The sequence below is a fragment of the Actinokineospora lacus genome (assembly GCF_053813445.1).
This window is the reverse complement of sequence record NZ_JBQERA010000001.1, coordinates 481,772-497,833: the sequence shown is the minus strand read 5'-3', so window position 1 is coordinate 497,833 and position 16,062 is coordinate 481,772. Positions and strand designations below refer to the sequence as shown.

Here is a 16,062-nt window from a genome sequence, read left to right as displayed (position 1 = left end):
AGCCACACCCGGAGTCCCCGACCGCGGTGGTGACAATGGTGCGCCTGGTCCGGGAGAGCTTCGCGGTGGTCGAGCCGCAGGCGGACAAGGTCGCGCAGTTCTTCTACGGGATGCTGTTCTCCATCGCGCCCGCCACGCGGGAGATGTTCCCGGCGAACATGCAGGTGCAGCGCTCCCGGCTGCTGCGCGCGCTGGTGCACGTGGTGCAGATGGTCGACCGGCCCGACGACCTGGTGCCGTTCCTGCGCCAGCTCGGCCGCGACCACCGCAAGTTCGGCGTCGTCACCGAGCACTACGAGGCCGTCGGCATGGCGTTGATCGCCTCGGTGAAGAAGTACTCCGGACGCGCCTGGACCGACGACGTCGAGCGGGCGTGGGCCGAGGCGTACACGATCATGGCCAGGGCCATGCTGGACGCCGCCGCCGCCGACGCCGGTCCCGCGTACTGGCACGCCGAGGTGATCGACCACCAGCGGCTGGGCTGGGACCTGGCCAGGGTGTGGCTGCGCCCGGACTACCCGGTGCCGTACCGCCCCGGGCAGTACCTGAGCGTCGAGGTCCCGCAGCGGCCCCGGCTGTGGCGCTACCTGACGCCCGCCAACGCCCCCCGCGAGGACGGCGTCATCGAGTTCCACGTGCGCGGGGTCGAGGGCGGCTGGGTCAGCCGCTCGGTGGTGGCCCACGCGGTCCGCGGCGACGTCTGGCGGATCGGGCCGCCGATGGGGCGCCTCGGCGTGGACCGGACCTCCGGGTCCGACGTGCTGATGGTGGCGGGCGGGACCGGGATCGCGCCCATGCGGGCGATCGTCGAGGACCTGGCCCGCTGGGGGGAGAACCCCGCCGTGCACCTGTTCGCGGGCGGCCGCGCGGCCGAGGACCTCTACGACTTGGGGCTGTTGCAGGACATCGCGGCGGCCAACCCCTGGCTCACCGTCGTCGGCGTGACCGAGGAGGCGACTCCCGGGCTGGAGACCGGCACGCTGGCGGAGGTCGTGACCAGCTACGGCGCCTGGGCCGACCGCGACGTGCTGGTCGCGGGCTCACCGCCGATGATCAGGGCCACGGTGTCGCGGATGCTGGTCGCGGGAACCCCGCTGGACCGCATCCTCTACGACCCCTTCACTCTGGACTGACCTGTTTGGACTGGCCCGCCCGGACTGGCCCGCTCGGACTTGGCCCGCTCGGAACGGTCCGCTCCTGGACCACTCTCGGGCTAGCGCTTGGGCTGGGGCCGCCAGACCACCAGCGCGGTCTGCCTGCGCACCGGGACCAGCTCGTGGCGGTAGCTGCGGTGGATGGCCGCGGCGGCCTGCTCGGCGGCGACGTGCGTGGCGGCCAGCTCCTCCGACAGCGCCGTGATCAGACCCTGGAGGCGGTCGACCTCGTTCTCCAGCTCGATGATGCGCTTGATGCCCGCCAGGTTGACGCCCTCCTCCTGCGAGAGGCGCTGGACCTCGCGCAGGAGGGCGATGTCGCGCAGGGAGTACCTGCGCCCGCCGCCCGGGGTGCGCCCCGGGCTCACCAGGCCCTGGCGGTCGTAGCTGCGCAGGGTCTGCGCGTGCAGGCCCGAGAGCTGGGCGGCCACCGAGATGACGAAGAACGGGGTGTCCTCGTCCGTGCCGGGCGGAAGCGGGTTCATCGCGGGCTACCTCGCCTTCTCCACGAGGGCGGTGAGTTCGGGCCGGGGGTCGTGGTCCTGTGTGGCCGCGGCGTAGGACTCCAGCGCGGCCTGGGCTTCCGGGCTCAGCGTGGGCGGTACGGCCACCTGCAGGGTGACCAGCAGGTCCCCGCCGCGGCCGTCGCGGCGGGTGACGCCCTTGCCCCGCACGCGCAGGACGCGGCCGGAGGCGGTGCCCGGGGCCACCCGCAGGCTGACGGTGGAGTCCAGCGTGGGCACCGTGAGCGTGGTGCCCAGGGCCAGTTCCGAGAAGGTGACCGGGACCTTGAGGGTCAGGTCGTCGCCGTTGCGGCCGAAGACCGGGTGCGGGGTGACGTGGACGCGGACGAACAGGTCGCCCGCCGCGGCGCCGTTGGAGCCGGGCTCGCCCTGGGCGGCGAGCCGGATGCGCTGGTCGCCCTCCACGCCCGCGGGGATGCGCACGGTGAGGGTGCGCGTCTTGGTGCTGACGCCCTCGCCACCGCAGTCGGGGCACGGGTCCGTCACGACGGTGCCCTTGCCCCGGCAGTCGCGGCAGGGCTCGCTGAAGGCGAAGGCGCCCTGGCTGCGGTTGACCAGCCCCGCGCCGCCGCAGTTGGCGCAGACCTCGGGGCTGCTGCCCGGCCGGGCGCCCGACCCGCGACAGCTGTCGCACGTGGACGGACTGGTGAGGCGCAGCGGCACCGTCGCGCCGCGGACCGCCTCGGTGAAGTCGATGCGGACCTCGGTCTCGACGTCCGCGCCGCGGCGCGGGCGGGGGCTGCCGCCGCGCCGGTTGAACAGGTTGCCGAACAGGTCGCCCAGACCGCCGCCGAAGCCCGCCCCCTGGCCCGCGGCGGCCTGCTGCTGGCTGAAGATGTCGGTGAAGTCGAAGTTGCCGCTGCCGCCGCCACCGAAGCCGCCGGGCCGGAAGCCGCTGCCGAACAGGCTGCGGGCCTCGTCGTACTGCTTGCGCTTCTCCGGGTCGCCGAGCACGCCGTAGGCCTCGGAGACCGACTTGAAGCGGGCCTCGGCGGTGGTGTTGCCCGGGTTGGCGTCCGGGTGCAGCTCGCGGGCGAGCTTGCGGTACGCCTTCTTGATCTCGGCGTCACCCGCGTCGGAGGAGACGCCCAGTTCGCGATAGAAGTCCTTGTCGATCCAGTCCCTGGCACTCACCGGACGTCCCCTCCTCCCGCTCAGTCTTCCTCGGTCGGCGCGCCGGGCGCCTCGGCGTCGGTCACCGCGACCATCGCCGCGCGGACCACGCGGTCGCCGAAGCGGTAGCCCCGGCGCAGAACGCCGGTCACCGTGGGCCCGTCGACCTCGGTGGACGTGCTGTGCTGCACGGCCTCGTGGACCGCGGGGTCGAACGGCTCGCCCTCGTGGCCGAAGGGCTCCAGGCCGCTGCGCTGCAAGGTCGCGGCCAGCTTGTCGGCCACCGCCTTGAACGCGCCGGTCAGGTCGCCGTGGGCGCCCGCCCGCTCGATGTCGTCGAGGACGCCGAGCAGGTCGCCGACCACCTGCGCCTTGGCCGCGTTGACCACGGCCTCGCGGTCGCGGTCGACGCGCTTGCGGTAGTTGGCGTACTCGGCCTGCAGGCGCTGCAGGTCCGCGGTGCGCTCTTCCAGCTGCGTCTTGAGCTCGGCGGCGGGGTCCACCTCGGTGGACTCCGGCGGGAACTCGATGGTGCCCTCGATCGGCGCGGCCGCGTCACCGGCGGGCGCCGCGGCCGGGGCGGGGTCCGCCTCGGCCGCGGGCTGGCGGACCTGCCCGGTCTCCGGGTCGATCCGGCGCCGGTCGCGCACCACGACCCGGGGCTCCTCGCCGCCGTGCTCGTCGTGCTTGTCGGTCACTTCTTGTCCTTGTCCTCGTCCACGATCTCGGCGTCGACCACGTCATCGGCGTCCGACGTGCCCGCCTGGGCGCCACCGTCAGCGCCCTCGGCGCCCGCCTGCGCGCCGGTGTTGGCGTAGAGCGCCGCGCCCATCGTCTGGGACTCGGTGGCCAGCTTCTCGATCGCCGCCTTGATGGCCGCGATGTCGGTGCCCGCGAGGGCGTCGTTGGCCTCCTTGACCGCGGCCGAGACCTTGTCCTTGGCCTCGCCCGGGATCTTGTCCTCGTTGTCCTTGACGAACTTCTCGGTCTGGTAGACCAGCGTCTCGGCCTGGTTGCGGACCTCGGCCTCCTCGCGGCGCTTCTTGTCCTCCTCGGCGTGGGACTCCGCGTCGCGGACCATGCGGTCGATGTCGTCCTTGGGCAGGGCCGATCCGCCGGTGATGGTCATGGACTGCACCTTGCCCGTGCCCATGTCCTTCGCGCTGACGTGCACGATGCCGTTGGCGTCGATGTCGAAGGTGACCTCGATCTGCGGCACGCCGCGGGGGGCGGGCGGCAGGCCGGTCAGGTCGAAGGTGCCGAGCTTCTTGTTGTCCTGGGCGAACTCGCGCTCGCCCTGGTAGACCTGGATGCCGACCGTGGTCTGGTTGTCGTCGGCGGTGGAGAAGATCTCCGAGCGCTTGGTCGGGATCGTGGTGTTGCGCTCGATGAGCTTGGTGAACACCCCGCCCTTGGTCTCGATGCCCAGCGACAGCGGGGTCACGTCGAGCAGCAGGACGTCCTTGACCTCGCCCTTGAGCACCCCGGCCTGCAGCGCGGCGCCGACGGCGACGACCTCGTCGGGGTTGACGCCCTTGTTCGGCTCGCGCCCGCCGGTCAGCTCCTTGACCAGCTCGGCGACGGCGGGCATCCGGGTGGAGCCGCCGACCAGCACGACGTGGTCGATGTTGCCGACGGCGATGCCCGCGTCCTTGATGACGTTGTTGAACGGGCTGCGGGTGCGGTCCAGCAGGTCGGAGGTGATCCGCTGGAACTCCGCGCGGGAGAGGTTCTCGTCGAGGAACAGCGGGTTCTTGTCCGAGTCGACGGTGATGTAGGGCAGGTTGATGTTGGCGCTGTTCGAGCTGGACAGCTCGATCTTGGCCTTCTCCGCGGCCTCGCGGATGCGCTGCAGCGCCATCTTGTCCTTGGTCAGGTCGATGCCGCTGGACTGGCGGAACTTCTCGACCAGCCAGTCGACGACGCGCTGGTCCCAGTCGTCGCCCCCGAGGTGGTTGTCGCCGGAGGTGGCGCGGACCTCGACGACGCCGTCGCCGATCTCCAGCAGCGAGACGTCGAAGGTGCCGCCGCCGAGGTCGAAGACCAGGATGGTCTGCTCCTTGGCGCCCTTGTCCAGGCCGTAGGCCAGCGCCGCCGCGGTCGGCTCGTTGACGATCCGCAGGACGTTGAGGCCCGCGATCTGCCCGGCCTCCTTGGTGGCCTGCCGCTGGGCGTCCTCGAAGTACGCCGGGACGGTGATCACCGCGTCGGTGATGGTCTCCCCGAGGTAGGACTCGGCGTCGCGCTTGAGCTTCATCAGCACGCGCGCGCTGATCTCCTGCGCGGTGTAGGGCTTGTCGTCGATCTCCTGCTTCCAGTCGGTGCCGATGTGCCGCTTGACCGACCGGACCGTGCGGTCCACGTTCGTGACCGCCTGGTTCTTGGCGGGCTGACCGACGAGCACTTCGCCGTTCCTGGCGAACGCCACGATGGACGGGGTGGTCCGGGAGCCCTCCGAGTTGGCGATAACCGTCGGTTCACCGCCCTCGAGGACGGCGACGACGGAATTGGTCGTCCCCAGGTCGATGCCGACCGCTCGCGCCATTTGGTTCCTCCATGGATCAGTAGTCTTGCCTGAGCGAAGTTGAGTCTACTCGCATCAGCTTTTGTAGTTGAGCCGAGGTCGCTCAATCTTCCTGCTGACTCAACGCGCCGGCCCGCCGAACAGTTCCCGGGGTGACCGGCGTCACCGGTGCTACCGTCGCGGCGTGACCGACGCCGACCCCGAGCGCCTGCTGGCCGAGGCGCTGCGGGCCCAGGCCGCCCAGGCGCCGCGCGCGGAGGCGCCCGCGTTCGGGCTGCTGTCGGGCAGTGAGTTCCACAACGGCCACGACCTCGCTCCTCGGCCGGTCGAGGTGACCGAGCGCCTTGAGGAGCGGTCGGCGCCGTCGTGGTGGGTGCTCGCGGTGGCACTGCTGCTGGGGCTGGCCGCGGGCGCCGTGGTCGGGCTGCTCACGCTCGTCTGAGGTGGGCGGGCGGAAACTGTCCGCCCCGGGTGCCACGATCACGTCCATGATCGGACGCTGGCACGGCCTGGTCGTCGACTGCCCTGACCCGCGGGCGCTCGCGGACTTCTACGAGGAGCTGCTGGGCATGATCCGGGTGCAGGACGGCCCGGACTTCGTCGTCATCGGCGACGCCCCCGACCGGCCCGGGGTCGCTTTCCAGCGGGTCGCGGACTGGGTCGCGCCCAGCTGGCCCGCCGAGTCGGCGCAGATGCACTTCGACGTGCGCGTGGAGGACCTGGCGCGGGCGGGCGAGCTGGTGCTGGCCCTCGGCGCGCGCAGGCTCGACGGCGGCGGCGACCGGTACCGCGTGTACGCCGATCCCGCGGGTCACCCGTTCTGCCTGGTGCACTGGTGACACCGGGCCGACCTGTACCTTGACCGGGTGAACGCCGTGAACCTCGCCCTGCTGCCCGAGTGGCTGGACCCGGTCAACATCCTGCAGGGACTGGGGCCGTTCCTGCTGCCCGGCCTGTGCCTGATCATCTTCGCCGAGTGCGGACTGCTGATCGGGTTCTTCCTGCCCGGGGACTCGCTGCTGTTCACCGCCGGGCTGTTCGCGGTGACCGGGGTGATCCCGGCGCCGCTCTGGGCGATCTGCGTGCTGCTGACGGTGTGCGCGTTCGCGGGCAACGTCACCGGCTACTGGATCGGACAGAAGGCCGGGGACGCGCTGTTCGACAAGCCGAACTCCAAGCTGTTCAAGCGCGAGCACGTCGAGAAGACGCACGCGTTCTTCGAGAAGTACGGCGCCCGCGCGATCGTGCTGGCCCGGTTCGTGCCGATCGTGCGCACGTTCATCACCGCGATCGCCGGGGTGGGCCGCATGGACAAGCGGACCTTCTTCGTCTACTCCGCCGTCGGCGCCGTCCTGTGGGCCACCGGCGTGACGCTGCTGGGCGCGGCGCTCGGCCAGATCGTGTTCGTGCGCGAGAACCTGGACCTCATGATCATCGGCATCGTCTTCCTGTCGATCCTGCCGATCATCTTCGAGGTGATCAAGGCGCGCCGCGAGAAGCGGCAGGCCGCCCAGAACTGACCCGGCCTACCCGGGGCTGAACATCGAGCCCGGGTTGAACAGGTTCCCCGGGTCGAGCGCGGCTTTGATGGCCCGGTGGGCGCGCAGCCCCACCGGGCCGATCTCCTTGGCCAGCCACTCCCGCTTGACCTTGCCGATGCCGTGCTCGCCGGTCACCGTGCCGCCCAGGCCCAGCCCGAGCGCGAGGATGTCGTCGAAGGCGCGGTGGGCGCGGGCGAACTCGTCGGCGGAGGCGGGGTCGTAGACGATCGTCGGGTGCATGTTGCCGTCCCCGGCGTGCCCGACCACGGCGATGCGCAGCCCCACCTCCGCGCTGATGCGCTCGCAGCCCGCGATGAGGTCGCCGATGCGGGTGCGCGGCACGCACACGTCGTCGGTCATCCAGGCGCCGTAGACCTCCAGCGCCATGAGGACCGCCCGCCTGGCGGCGAGCAGCATCCGGCCCTCGGCGAGGTCGAAGGTGGTGTGCACGAGGTCGGCGCCCGCGTCCGCGCAGACCAGCTCGATGGCCGCCAGCTCCCGCCTGGCCGCCTCGCCGCCCGCGTCGGACTGGCAGATCAGCAGCGCCGCGCTGCCCCTGCCCGCGCCGACCTCGGTCTTCAGGTGCGCCTCGACGGCCTCGATGGACACCGCGTCCATGATCTCCATGAGCGAGGGCACGATCCCCTCGCGCACGATCCGCGACACCGCGGCGCCCGCGGCGACGATCGAGGGGAACGACGCCACCGTCGTGCCGGGGGCGTGGGGCAGCGGGCGCAGGGCGAGCGTGGCCTGGGTGACGACGCCGAGGGTGCCCTCGCTGCCGACGAACAGGCGCGTCAGGTCGTAGCCCGCGACGCCCTTGACGGTGCGGCGGCCGGTCCTGAGCAGCTCGCCGTCGGCCAGCACGACCTCAAGGCCCAGCACGGAGTCGGTGGTCACGCCGTACTTCACGCAGCACAGCCCGCCAGCGTTGGTGGAGACGTTGCCGCCGATGGTGCACCAGTCGTAGGAGGACGGGTCGGGCGGGTAGAACAGCCCGTGCTTCTCCACCGCGCCGCGCAGGTCGAGGTTGACCACGCCCGGCTCGACGACGGCGAGGCGGTTGTCCGGATCGATCTCGATGATCCGGTTCATCTTCGTCAGCACGAGCACGACGCAGCCGTCGATGGCGTTGGCCGCGCCGGTCAGCCCGCTGCCCGCGCCGCGCGGCACGATCGGCACGCCGTGCTCGGCGCACGCCCTGACCACCTCGCGCACCTGCTCGGTGTCGCCGGGCAGCACGGCGGCGAGCGGCTGGCCGTGCGGGGCCAGCGGCATCATGTCCCGCCGGTACGCCGCGGTGACGTCCGGGTCGACCAGGACGGCGTCGGTGCCCAGCGCGTCCCGCAGCCTGGTGAGCAGCTTCACGCCGTCCACCGTATCCCCGCCGTGCCCAAGTCGAGCCGTCTTGAGTCTGCCGCTGTGACGGGTCACTGATTTACAGTGGTTATGTGGCCGCTGTCACTGTCGACTCGGCCGTGGGGGAGGTGCGCCGTGGCCCGAATGATGGCCGCGCCCAGCGTGCAGGCCAAGGCGCTGGCGCGTTTCCTGCTGAGCAGCGTCCGCCCGCTCGGCGACCGGGTCCAGCTGCGCGGGGCCGGACTGGCGCTGGCCAGGGAGGCCTTCGACGCCACCGGGGTCACCCCGCTGCCGCGCGGCACCCGGGTGCGCGCGGTCTCGGAGTCCCACGGCTACGGCGACGTGACCGGCCTGTGGATCACCGCCCGCGACGCCGACGCCGAGGCGGGCGCGGTGCTGTACCTGCACGGCGGCGGGTTCATGCTGGGCTCCCTGCGCACGCACCGGCACCTGGCGGCGGCGATGTCGGCGGCCACCGGCCTGCCGGTGCTGCTGCTGCAGTACCGCCGCGCGCCCGAGCACCCGTTCCCCGCGGCCTCCGACGACGCCCTGGCGGCCTACCACTGGCTGCTCGACCAGGGCTACGCCGCCGACCGGCTGGTCGTCGCGGGCGACTCGGCGGGCGGGCACCTGGCCGCGGGCCTGCTCGGCGACCTGACCCGCTCGCGCGCGCCGATGCCGGGCGCCGCGGTGCTGTTCTCCCCGTTCCTGGACCTGGCGTGCCCCGGCCTCGAGGAGCGCGACGCCGCCTGCCGCGACCCGTACATCCCGCCGCGGCGCGCCCGGGAGGCCGCCGCCTGCTTCGCCGGGGAGCACCCGCTGACGCACCCGCGGCTGTCGGTGCTGCGCGGCAGCAAGCGGCGCTGGCCGCCCATGCTGATCCAGGCGGGCGACACCGAGTGCCTGCTGGGCGACTCCGAGCGGATGGCCGCGGTGATGCGCGCGGCGGGGGCGCACTGCGAGCTGCAGGTGTGGCCCGGACAGGTGCACGTCTTCCCGGCGTTCTTCCCGATCGTGCCCGAGGGTCGCCTGGCCATCGCCTACGTCGGGGAGTTCGTCCGCGCCGCGCTCGCCACCGAGCTGGCCGCGTAGGACTTGCGATCACGGCGCGACAGGGGAAGGCTGGACGCAGAAAGTTGCAAAGCCCAACCAAACGATTCCGAGGATCGCATGTCCGTCGCCGAGCGGGGTCCCGTCGCCGCGCCCACCCACCGGCAGATCCTGGTGATCATGTCCGGGCTGCTGCTCGGCATGTTCCTCGCCGCCCTCGACCAGACCATCGTCGGCACCGCGATCCGCACCATCGCCGACGACCTCAACGGCCTGAGCATGCAGGCGTGGGCGACCACGGCGTACCTGATCACCGCGACCATCACCACCCCGCTGTACGGCAAGCTGTCGGACATCTACGGGCGCAAGCCGTGGTTCACCACGGCGATCTCGGTGTTCGTCATCGGCTCCCTGGCCTGCACCCTGGCCGACTCGATGGGCCAGCTCGCGGCGTTCCGCGCCCTGCAGGGCCTGGGCGCGGGCGGGCTCATGTCGCTGGCCCTGACGATCATCGCCGACCTGGTGCCGCCCCGGGAGCGGGCCAAGTACCAGGGCTACTTCCTGGCCGTGTTCGGCGTCTCCAGCGTGCTCGGCCCGGTGATCGGCGGGTTCTTCGCGGGCCAGGAGTCGATCATGGGCATCGCGGGTTGGCGGTGGGTGTTCCTGGTGAACGTGCCGATCGGCGCGGTGGCGCTGATCGTCGTGGCCAAGGTGCTCAACGTGCCGCACAAGCGCCGTGACCACCGCATCGACTACTGGGGCGCGGCGTTCCTCGCGCTGGCCGTGGTGCCGCTGCTGCTGGTGGCCGAGCAGGGCAGGGAATGGGGCTGGGACTCCGGGACCGCCCTGCTGTGCTACGGCCTGGGCGCGGTCGGGCTGGTCGCGTTCCTGCTGGTGGAGCGCTCGATGGGGCCCGAGGCGCTGATCCCGCTGCGCCTGTTCGGCACCTCGACCTTCGCCATGACCATCATCGCGGGCACGATCCTGGGCGTCGGGATGTTCGGCGGGATCTCGATGATCCCGCAGTACCTGCAGATCGTGCGCGGCTACTCCCCGACCGAGGCGGGCCTGATGATGCTGCCGATGATGCTGGGCATCATGGCGGCGTCGATCTTCTCCGGCCGCTACACCTCGAAGACGGGGCGCTACAAGATCTTCCCGGTCATCGGCACCGCCCTGCTCGTGATCGGCCTGCTGCTGTTCCACACCGTCGCCGTGGACACCCCGATCTGGCAGCCGCTGGTCTACATGGCGCTGTTCGGCCTCGGCCTGGGCAACTGCATGCAGACGCTGACGGTGGCCGCGCAGAACGCGGTGCCGTTCGGGGACATGGGCGTTGCGACGGCGTCGGTGACCTTCTTCCGCCAGCTCGGCGGGACGCTCGGCGTCGCGGTGTTCCTGTCGCTGCTGTTCAGCACGGTCGCCGACAACATCGCCACCGCCTTCCGGGCCGCGGCGGCGTCCCCGGAGTTCCGGGCGGCGCTGGCCGACCCCGCGGTGCGCGCGGACCCGGTGAACGCCCCGGTGTTCGACGCGGTGGCCTCCGGCGGGCACGGCGGCGTGCTGAACGACTCCTCGTTCCTGCTGCAGATCGACCCGCGCCTGGCGCTGCCGTTCCAGCAGGGCTTCACCGAGTCGATCCAGCTGGTGTTCCTGGTGGGCGCGGGCGTGATGGTGCTGGCGTTCGTGGTGTCGCTGTTCATCAAGGAGATCCCGCTGCGGATGCACACCGCCACGCAGGCCGCGGCGCTAGCCGAGAGCGGCGAGGCCGACCACGAGCAGCAGCGGGCCCCGCGCGAGCTGGCGGACGAGGTTGACCGGGACGTACGCCCCCACCACGTCGATCGCCGGGGACGGTGAGTAGTCCAGCGCGGGTCTGGTGACCGTCCGCACGACGGCCGCGGCGACCACCGGCACGGCCGCGGGCGCGGCGGGCAGCCCGGCCAGCGCCGCGAGCGCCAGCCACAGCCCGGCGACCACCAGGACCACGACGAGGGCGCTCAGCCACAGGGCGGTGTCGGGCTCCGGCAGCCACCGCCGCAGCCCCGCCACCTGGGTGATCTCGACCAGCCCGCCCGCGAACGGCAACACCGCGACGTACGCGCCGAGCCCGGCCCACCACACGGGCGCGACCACCGGGAACACCGCGTGCAGCACCGGCATCGCCAGGGCGAGCAGGACCGCAGCCGCCACCATGCCCCGCCGCGCCACGACGCCGCTGACGACGAACCGCGGCGCGCCGCCGAGCCGCCCGGGGGCCGGACGGGCCCGCGGGAGCAGCGCCAGCACGTCCCCGAACGCCGCCGCGACCGACCGGACCACGTGCGCCTGGTGCCCCCGCACCAGCTCCGCGCGCCGAGGCCGCGCGACCGGACCCCACACGACCGCCGTCGCGGCCACGAGCCCCGCCGCGACGCCCCAGAGCCACCCTGGGGACACGAACGCCGCCCCCGCCACCGCCAGCCCGAACGGCACCAGGTACTCCAGCCAGGCCCTCCTGGCCCGGCGCGCGGCCACGTAGGCGAACCCCGCGGCGGCGACGGCGACGGCAGGCAGCGCGGGCAGGGCGGACCACCCCAGGACCAGCCCGGCGGCCACGAACAGGTACCCGACGACGCCGAACCGCACCGCCCACGCCGCGCGCAGCCCGCCGCGCACCAGGCCCGCGCGGTCCCCGGTGTCCTCCCAGGTGAGCCGGGCCGGGTGCGCCCGCACGAAGTCCCGGCGCAGCAACGACATCACCGCCACGGCCAGCGCGACCAGGACGACGGCGGTGAGCGCGTTGTCCGGGACCGCGTGCTCACCGACGAACCGCTCGCGCAGCAGGCCCGCCTTGGAGAACGGCAGCGTCAGCAGCCCCGCCCCGACGAAGGCGGGCATCCCCCACTCGGCCTTCCACCGGACCCTCCCCCATGCGGCCCTCACAGCTGGACGACCCGGTCGGCCACGCGCTCGACCAGCGGGCCGTGGTGGCTGGCGATCACCACCGCCGACGTGGCCTTCGCCGCGGTGATCATCTCGGCCAGCCAGCCCCTGGCCGTGGCGTCGAGCGCCCGCTCGGGCTCGTCGAGCAGCAGCACGTCGTGGTCGCGTTCGAGCGCCCCGGTCAGCAGCAGCCTGCGCCGCTGCCCCGCCGACATCTCGACGGCGGGGACCGCGGGCAGCCCGGTGGTGTCGGGGAGGCCGAGCATCTGCAGGTGCTGGGCGGCGCTGTACTCCTCGAACAGCGCGGAGTCGTCGAGCACGACGGACACGGCCCCGCGGAACTCCCGGTCCCGCTCGTCCGGCGTCCGCCCGGCCACGCTCACCGTGCCCTCGGTCGGCTCCCGCAGCCCGTACAGGCAGTGCAGGAGGGTCGACTTGCCCGAGCCGTTGGCCCCCACCAGGGCCAGGCACTGCCCGGCGTCGACGGCGAAGTCGAGCCCCCGGAACAGCCACCGGTCCCCGACCCGCACCCCGAGCCCGCTCGCCTCCACCGCCATGCCGTCCCAACGGTCGCGGCCAAGCGCGGGTTCCCGGAACCGCGGGGGATCACGAAACGTTTGGCCGGTGTGGGCGCGGTGGAGACGGTGCTGGCCTGGAGCGTGCCCGGCGGGACCCTGCTGATGGTCGCCGTCGGGGTCTTCGAGCTGTGGCGGCAGCGGCGGCGCCGCAAGGCCGGGACACCGCTGACGGCCACCTACATCAACGAGTTCACCGCGATGTTCTACGGGACCAAGCGCATGGAGCTCGACCACCGCGACTCGATGTCCATGATGCGCGAGGAGGAAGGCCAGGGCGGCCCACCACCACTGGGCGTCGACCTGGACCGGGGCACGGTGGTCCTGGGCGAGGACGACCTCCGCGGTCGCGGGTAGCCGGGCACTTTCCCGGGCTTGCGCTGGTTTGCGCCGGGCGCAACCGCAGATGAATTGCGGCGGCGCACGGCCCCGGCCCGCCCCGCGGCCACGTACCCTACGGCCGTGAACTCCGCGCTCGGCATCCTGGACTCGGCGGGCCCCCTGTTGGTCTGGGCCATCGTCCTGGGCTTCGTGTTCGTCGAGTGCGCGTTCATCTTCGGGCTGTTCCTCCCCGGCGACTCGCTGCTGTTCGCCGCGGGGGTCGTGCTCGCCCAGCACGCCGCGGAGGGACAGGCGTGGGCCCTGTCCCTGGCCGCGACGGTGACCGCGGTGGCGGCCAACCAGCTCGGCTACCACATCGGGCACAAGACCGGGCACGCCATCATCACGCGCAAGGGCGGCCGGGTGCTGAACGCGGCGAACCTGGCCAAGGCGCGCGACTACCTCGACCGGCACGGGTTCTGGGCGATCGTGCTGGCCAGGTGGCTGCCGTGGATTCGCACGCTCGCCCCGCTGATCGCGGGCGCGGCCAAGATGGACCCGCGCCGGTTCGCGCTGGCCACCGCGGTCGGGGCGCTGGCGTGGGTGCCGACGCTGGTCCTGCTCGGCTACTACGCCGCGGGCCTGCTCGAGGAGATCCCCTGGCTGCAGACCGCCGCGGTGATCGGCAGCGTGGCCTTCTTCGTCGTCGGCACGGCCTTCGGCATCTGGCGCTACCGGCAGGAGATGAGCAAGCCGGTGGACACCGTCTCCATCACGGAGTGACCACCAGGTCGGCGCCCGCCGCCGTCGCCGCGATCACCTCGGCGTTGCGCTCGTCGGAGCCCGTCGTGCGCTCCCACGCCTCCAGCGACGTGCGCCCGTAGGCCATGTGCCGCCGCCACAGCCGCTCCCGGCGCACGTCCTCGCCCGGGTCCACGTACCAGACCTCGTCCAGCAGGGCGCGCACGCGCGGCCACAGCAGCAGGTAGTTGCCCTCGGTGATGACCAGCGGCGCGTCGGCGGGCACCGGCACCGCGCACGCGATCGGCTCCTCCAGCGACCGGGAGAACTCCGGGGCGTAGACGATCTCGTCGGTCCGCGCCCTCAGCCTGGCCAGCAGGTCGGCGTACCCGTCGGCGTCGAAGGTGTCCGGGGCGCCCTTGCGGTCGGCGGCGCCGAGGCGGTCGAGCACGCCCTGGGCGAGGTGGAAGCCGTCCATCCCGACCAGCGGGGCGTTGAGGGCCCCGGCCAGCCGGGCGGCCAGGGTGGACTTGCCCGCCCCTGGCGCGCCGCAGATGCCGAGCAGGCGCCTGCCCGCGGCCGGGGCCGACGCGCGGGTGATCAGGTCGGAGAACGTCGGTCGCATGATCTCCACTCCGTCGGGGTATGTTCCGCAAGCGTTTGCAGCGAACGGGGAGCAGGATTTCACGCCGTGGCCACCATGCAGGATGTCGCCCGGATCGCCGGGGTCTCGATCAGCACCGTCTCACACGTGGTCAACGAGACCAGATCCGTCGCCGAGTCGACCAGGCACCGGGTGCTGGCCGCCATCGAGGCGACCGGGTACACCGGCAACGCCATCGCCCGCTCGCTGGTCACCGGCGGCACCAACACCATCGGCGTGGCGATGTCGCTGCTGGCCAACCCGCACCTGGCCCAGCTCATCCACGCCATCGAGGCCGAGGCCACCGCGGCGGGCCACACCGTCCTGATCGGCGACACCGAGGACACCCCCGACGGCGAGCGCGACGCCGTGCGCAGGCTGCAGGCCCGCCGCGTCGACGGCGTGCTGCTCACCCCCGTCCCCGGCGACACCCCCACCCTCGACGCGCTGGCCCGCACCAACGTGCCCGCGGTGCTCGTCGACCGGGTCTCCCACCGGGTCAAGCTCGATCAGGTCGGGCCGGAGAACATCCAGTCGACCTCGGCGCTGGTCTCGCACCTCGCGGGCGCCGGGCACCGGCGGATCGGGTTCATCAGCGGCGTGGACTGGGTCGGCGCCAGCGAGGAGCGCACCCTCGGCTACCGGCTCGGCCTCGGCCGCGCGGGCCTGCGCTGGGACTCCAACCTGGTCGCGGGCGGCGGCGCGACGCACGAGGACGGGGTGCTCGCGCTGCGCAGGCTGCTCACCGTGCCCGAGCGGCCGACCGCGGTGATCACCGGGAACGGCGCGATGACCGGCGGGGCGTACCGGGAGGCCCGCGCGCACGGCCTGGAGATCGGCAGGGACCTGTCCATCGTCGGCCACGACGAGGTCGAGTGGGCCGACCTGGTGCGCCCGGGCATCACCACGATGGCGCACCCGGTCGACGAGATCGGCCGCACCGCCGTGCGCCTGCTGCTGGCCCGCGTCGCCGACCCCGGCCGCGAGCCGGAGACGGTCCTCCTGGCCCCGTCGCTGATCCACCGGGAGTCCTGCGGCTGCCCGGTCCGCTGACGCCGGACCGGCCGACGGCGACGGCGAGGTGTGGCTCCCGCAAGAGGTGAAGTGACCCCGCACGTCCCCGAGTAACACCGTCCCTCCTGCGGACGACGCTCCCTGCGGGCTCGCCTTGGAAGGGCGCCCAGGACGGGAGGACCCGGTGTCGCCGCACGCGCCGAGCGGAACCCACCAGCCAGCCCTGGCACTCACCGTCGAGGGCGGCGGGCTCGCCGCGCTGCGCCGCACCCTCACCCGCTGGCTGATCGACAACGGCGTGACCGAGCTGTGCGCGTGCGACATCGTGCTGGCCGTCGCCGAGGCCGCGACCGGCGCCGCCGAGCACGCCGACGGGCCGGTCGCGGTCACCACCGTCATCCACCCCGCGCGCGCCGTGGTCACCGTCAGCCACCGGGGGCAGTGGCGCGACCCGGACACCAACCTCGGCGTGCTGGGCGCCCAGCGCCTGACGATGGTCGAGGCGCTCACCGAGCACTACGACATCGACCACTCCGACGACCGCACGACGCTCACCGCCTACTTCCCCGTGGCCTGAC

General features: G+C 72.8%; 18 protein-coding genes. 10 read left to right on the top strand and 8 right to left on the bottom strand.

Annotated elements, in window-relative coordinates:
* Positions 1 to 35 precede the first annotated feature (35 nt).
* A complete protein-coding gene (locus ACTG9Q_RS02480) occupies positions 36 to 1,133 on the top strand; it encodes a globin domain-containing protein (RefSeq protein WP_455570904.1) in 1,098 nt (365 codons plus the stop codon).
* 80 nt (positions 1,134 to 1,213) lie between these two features.
* On the opposite strand, the gene ACTG9Q_RS02475 is transcribed toward ACTG9Q_RS02480, so the two are convergent.
* Genes ACTG9Q_RS02475 through dnaK form a run of 4 tightly spaced genes read right to left on the bottom strand, consistent with a single transcriptional unit; the run spans position 1,214 to position 5,336 of the window.
* Entirely contained in the window at positions 1,214 to 1,639 is a 426-nt protein-coding gene (locus ACTG9Q_RS02475; protein ID WP_455570903.1) for a heat shock protein transcriptional repressor HspR, read from the bottom strand.
* A gap of 6 nt (positions 1,640 to 1,645) precedes the next feature.
* Positions 1,646 to 2,812, bottom strand: a complete 1,167-nt coding sequence (dnaJ, locus tag ACTG9Q_RS02470) for a molecular chaperone DnaJ (RefSeq protein WP_455570902.1) — start codon at positions 2,810 to 2,812, stop codon at positions 1,646 to 1,648.
* Between the two features lie 20 nt (positions 2,813 to 2,832).
* Positions 2,833 to 3,489: a nucleotide exchange factor GrpE gene (grpE, locus tag ACTG9Q_RS02465; RefSeq protein ID WP_455570901.1), complete on the bottom strand. Its 657-nt coding sequence runs from the start codon at positions 3,487 to 3,489 to the stop codon at positions 2,833 to 2,835.
* Entirely contained in the window at positions 3,486 to 5,336 is a 1,851-nt protein-coding gene (gene dnaK, locus ACTG9Q_RS02460) for a molecular chaperone DnaK (protein ID WP_455570900.1), read from the bottom strand. Before dnaK ends, grpE begins: the two co-directional genes overlap by 4 nt.
* Before the next feature lie 163 nt (positions 5,337 to 5,499).
* Here dnaK and ACTG9Q_RS02455 point away from each other — a divergent pair, with 163 nt between their 5' ends.
* The 3 genes from ACTG9Q_RS02455 to ACTG9Q_RS02445 are packed head-to-tail and all read left to right on the top strand — an operon-like array spanning position 5,500 to position 6,835.
* Positions 5,500 to 5,757: a hypothetical protein gene (locus ACTG9Q_RS02455; RefSeq protein WP_455570899.1), complete on the top strand. Its 258-nt coding sequence runs from the start codon at positions 5,500 to 5,502 to the stop codon at positions 5,755 to 5,757.
* A 46-nt stretch (positions 5,758 to 5,803) separates the two neighbouring features.
* Positions 5,804 to 6,154 (top strand): VOC family protein, encoded by a 351-nt coding sequence (locus ACTG9Q_RS02450; RefSeq protein ID WP_455570898.1) that lies wholly within the window; start codon positions 5,804 to 5,806, stop codon positions 6,152 to 6,154.
* Between the two features lie 27 nt (positions 6,155 to 6,181).
* Complete coding sequence (locus tag ACTG9Q_RS02445; RefSeq protein ID WP_455570897.1) at positions 6,182 to 6,835, top strand: VTT domain-containing protein; 654 nt, start codon at positions 6,182 to 6,184, stop codon at positions 6,833 to 6,835.
* 6 nt (positions 6,836 to 6,841) lie between these two features.
* Here ACTG9Q_RS02445 and ACTG9Q_RS02440 read toward each other — a convergent pair whose 3' ends face one another.
* The gene (locus ACTG9Q_RS02440) at positions 6,842 to 8,224 is read right to left on the bottom strand and encodes an FAD-binding oxidoreductase (protein WP_455570896.1); all 1,383 of its coding nucleotides are present in this window, start codon (positions 8,222 to 8,224) and stop codon (positions 6,842 to 6,844) included.
* Positions 8,225 to 8,359: 135 nt separating this feature from the next.
* Here ACTG9Q_RS02440 and ACTG9Q_RS02435 point away from each other — a divergent pair, with 135 nt between their 5' ends.
* Together ACTG9Q_RS02435 and ACTG9Q_RS02430 are read left to right on the top strand one after the other, a co-directional pair.
* Positions 8,360 to 9,307 carry an alpha/beta hydrolase gene (locus ACTG9Q_RS02435; RefSeq protein WP_455571307.1) on the top strand — a complete coding sequence of 316 codons (948 nt, stop codon included), beginning with the start codon at positions 8,360 to 8,362 and terminating at the stop codon, positions 9,305 to 9,307.
* Between the two features lie 78 nt (positions 9,308 to 9,385).
* Complete coding sequence (locus tag ACTG9Q_RS02430) at positions 9,386 to 11,125, top strand: MDR family MFS transporter (RefSeq protein WP_455570895.1); 1,740 nt, start codon at positions 9,386 to 9,388, stop codon at positions 11,123 to 11,125.
* On the opposite strand, the gene ACTG9Q_RS02425 is transcribed toward ACTG9Q_RS02430, so the two are convergent.
* Both ACTG9Q_RS02425 and ACTG9Q_RS02420 read right to left on the bottom strand, forming a co-directional pair.
* Positions 11,015 to 12,145: a hypothetical protein gene (locus ACTG9Q_RS02425; protein ID WP_455570894.1), complete on the bottom strand. Its 1,131-nt coding sequence runs from the start codon at positions 12,143 to 12,145 to the stop codon at positions 11,015 to 11,017. The genes ACTG9Q_RS02430 and ACTG9Q_RS02425 overlap by 111 nt on opposite strands.
* 41 nt (positions 12,146 to 12,186) lie before the next feature.
* Positions 12,187 to 12,747 carry an ABC transporter ATP-binding protein gene (locus ACTG9Q_RS02420; RefSeq protein ID WP_455570893.1) on the bottom strand — a complete coding sequence of 187 codons (561 nt, stop codon included), beginning with the start codon at positions 12,745 to 12,747 and terminating at the stop codon, positions 12,187 to 12,189.
* 69 nt (positions 12,748 to 12,816) lie between these two features.
* Between ACTG9Q_RS02420 and ACTG9Q_RS02415 the strand changes: the two genes are divergently transcribed.
* Positions 12,817 to 13,122, top strand: coding sequence for a DUF6191 domain-containing protein (locus tag ACTG9Q_RS02415; RefSeq protein WP_455570892.1), 306 nt, complete (start codon positions 12,817 to 12,819; stop codon positions 13,120 to 13,122).
* Between the two features lie 105 nt (positions 13,123 to 13,227).
* Positions 13,228 to 13,869, top strand: coding sequence for a DedA family protein (locus ACTG9Q_RS02410; protein WP_455570891.1), 642 nt, complete (start codon positions 13,228 to 13,230; stop codon positions 13,867 to 13,869).
* Here the strand turns inward: ACTG9Q_RS02410 and ACTG9Q_RS02405 are convergent.
* Positions 13,859 to 14,452: a nucleoside/nucleotide kinase family protein gene (locus ACTG9Q_RS02405; protein WP_455571306.1), complete on the bottom strand. Its 594-nt coding sequence runs from the start codon at positions 14,450 to 14,452 to the stop codon at positions 13,859 to 13,861. The two genes, ACTG9Q_RS02410 and ACTG9Q_RS02405, sit on opposite strands and share 11 nt — an antisense overlap.
* 75 nt (positions 14,453 to 14,527) lie before the next feature.
* On the opposite strand from ACTG9Q_RS02405, the gene ACTG9Q_RS02400 reads away from it, so the two are divergent.
* Positions 14,528 to 15,523 carry a LacI family DNA-binding transcriptional regulator gene (locus tag ACTG9Q_RS02400; protein WP_455571305.1) on the top strand — a complete coding sequence of 332 codons (996 nt, stop codon included), beginning with the start codon at positions 14,528 to 14,530 and terminating at the stop codon, positions 15,521 to 15,523.
* Positions 15,524 to 15,668: 145 nt separating this feature from the next.
* Positions 15,669 to 16,061 (top strand): ATP-binding protein, encoded by a 393-nt coding sequence (locus tag ACTG9Q_RS02395; RefSeq protein ID WP_455570890.1) that lies wholly within the window; start codon positions 15,669 to 15,671, stop codon positions 16,059 to 16,061.
* Position 16,062 lies beyond the last annotated feature (1 nt).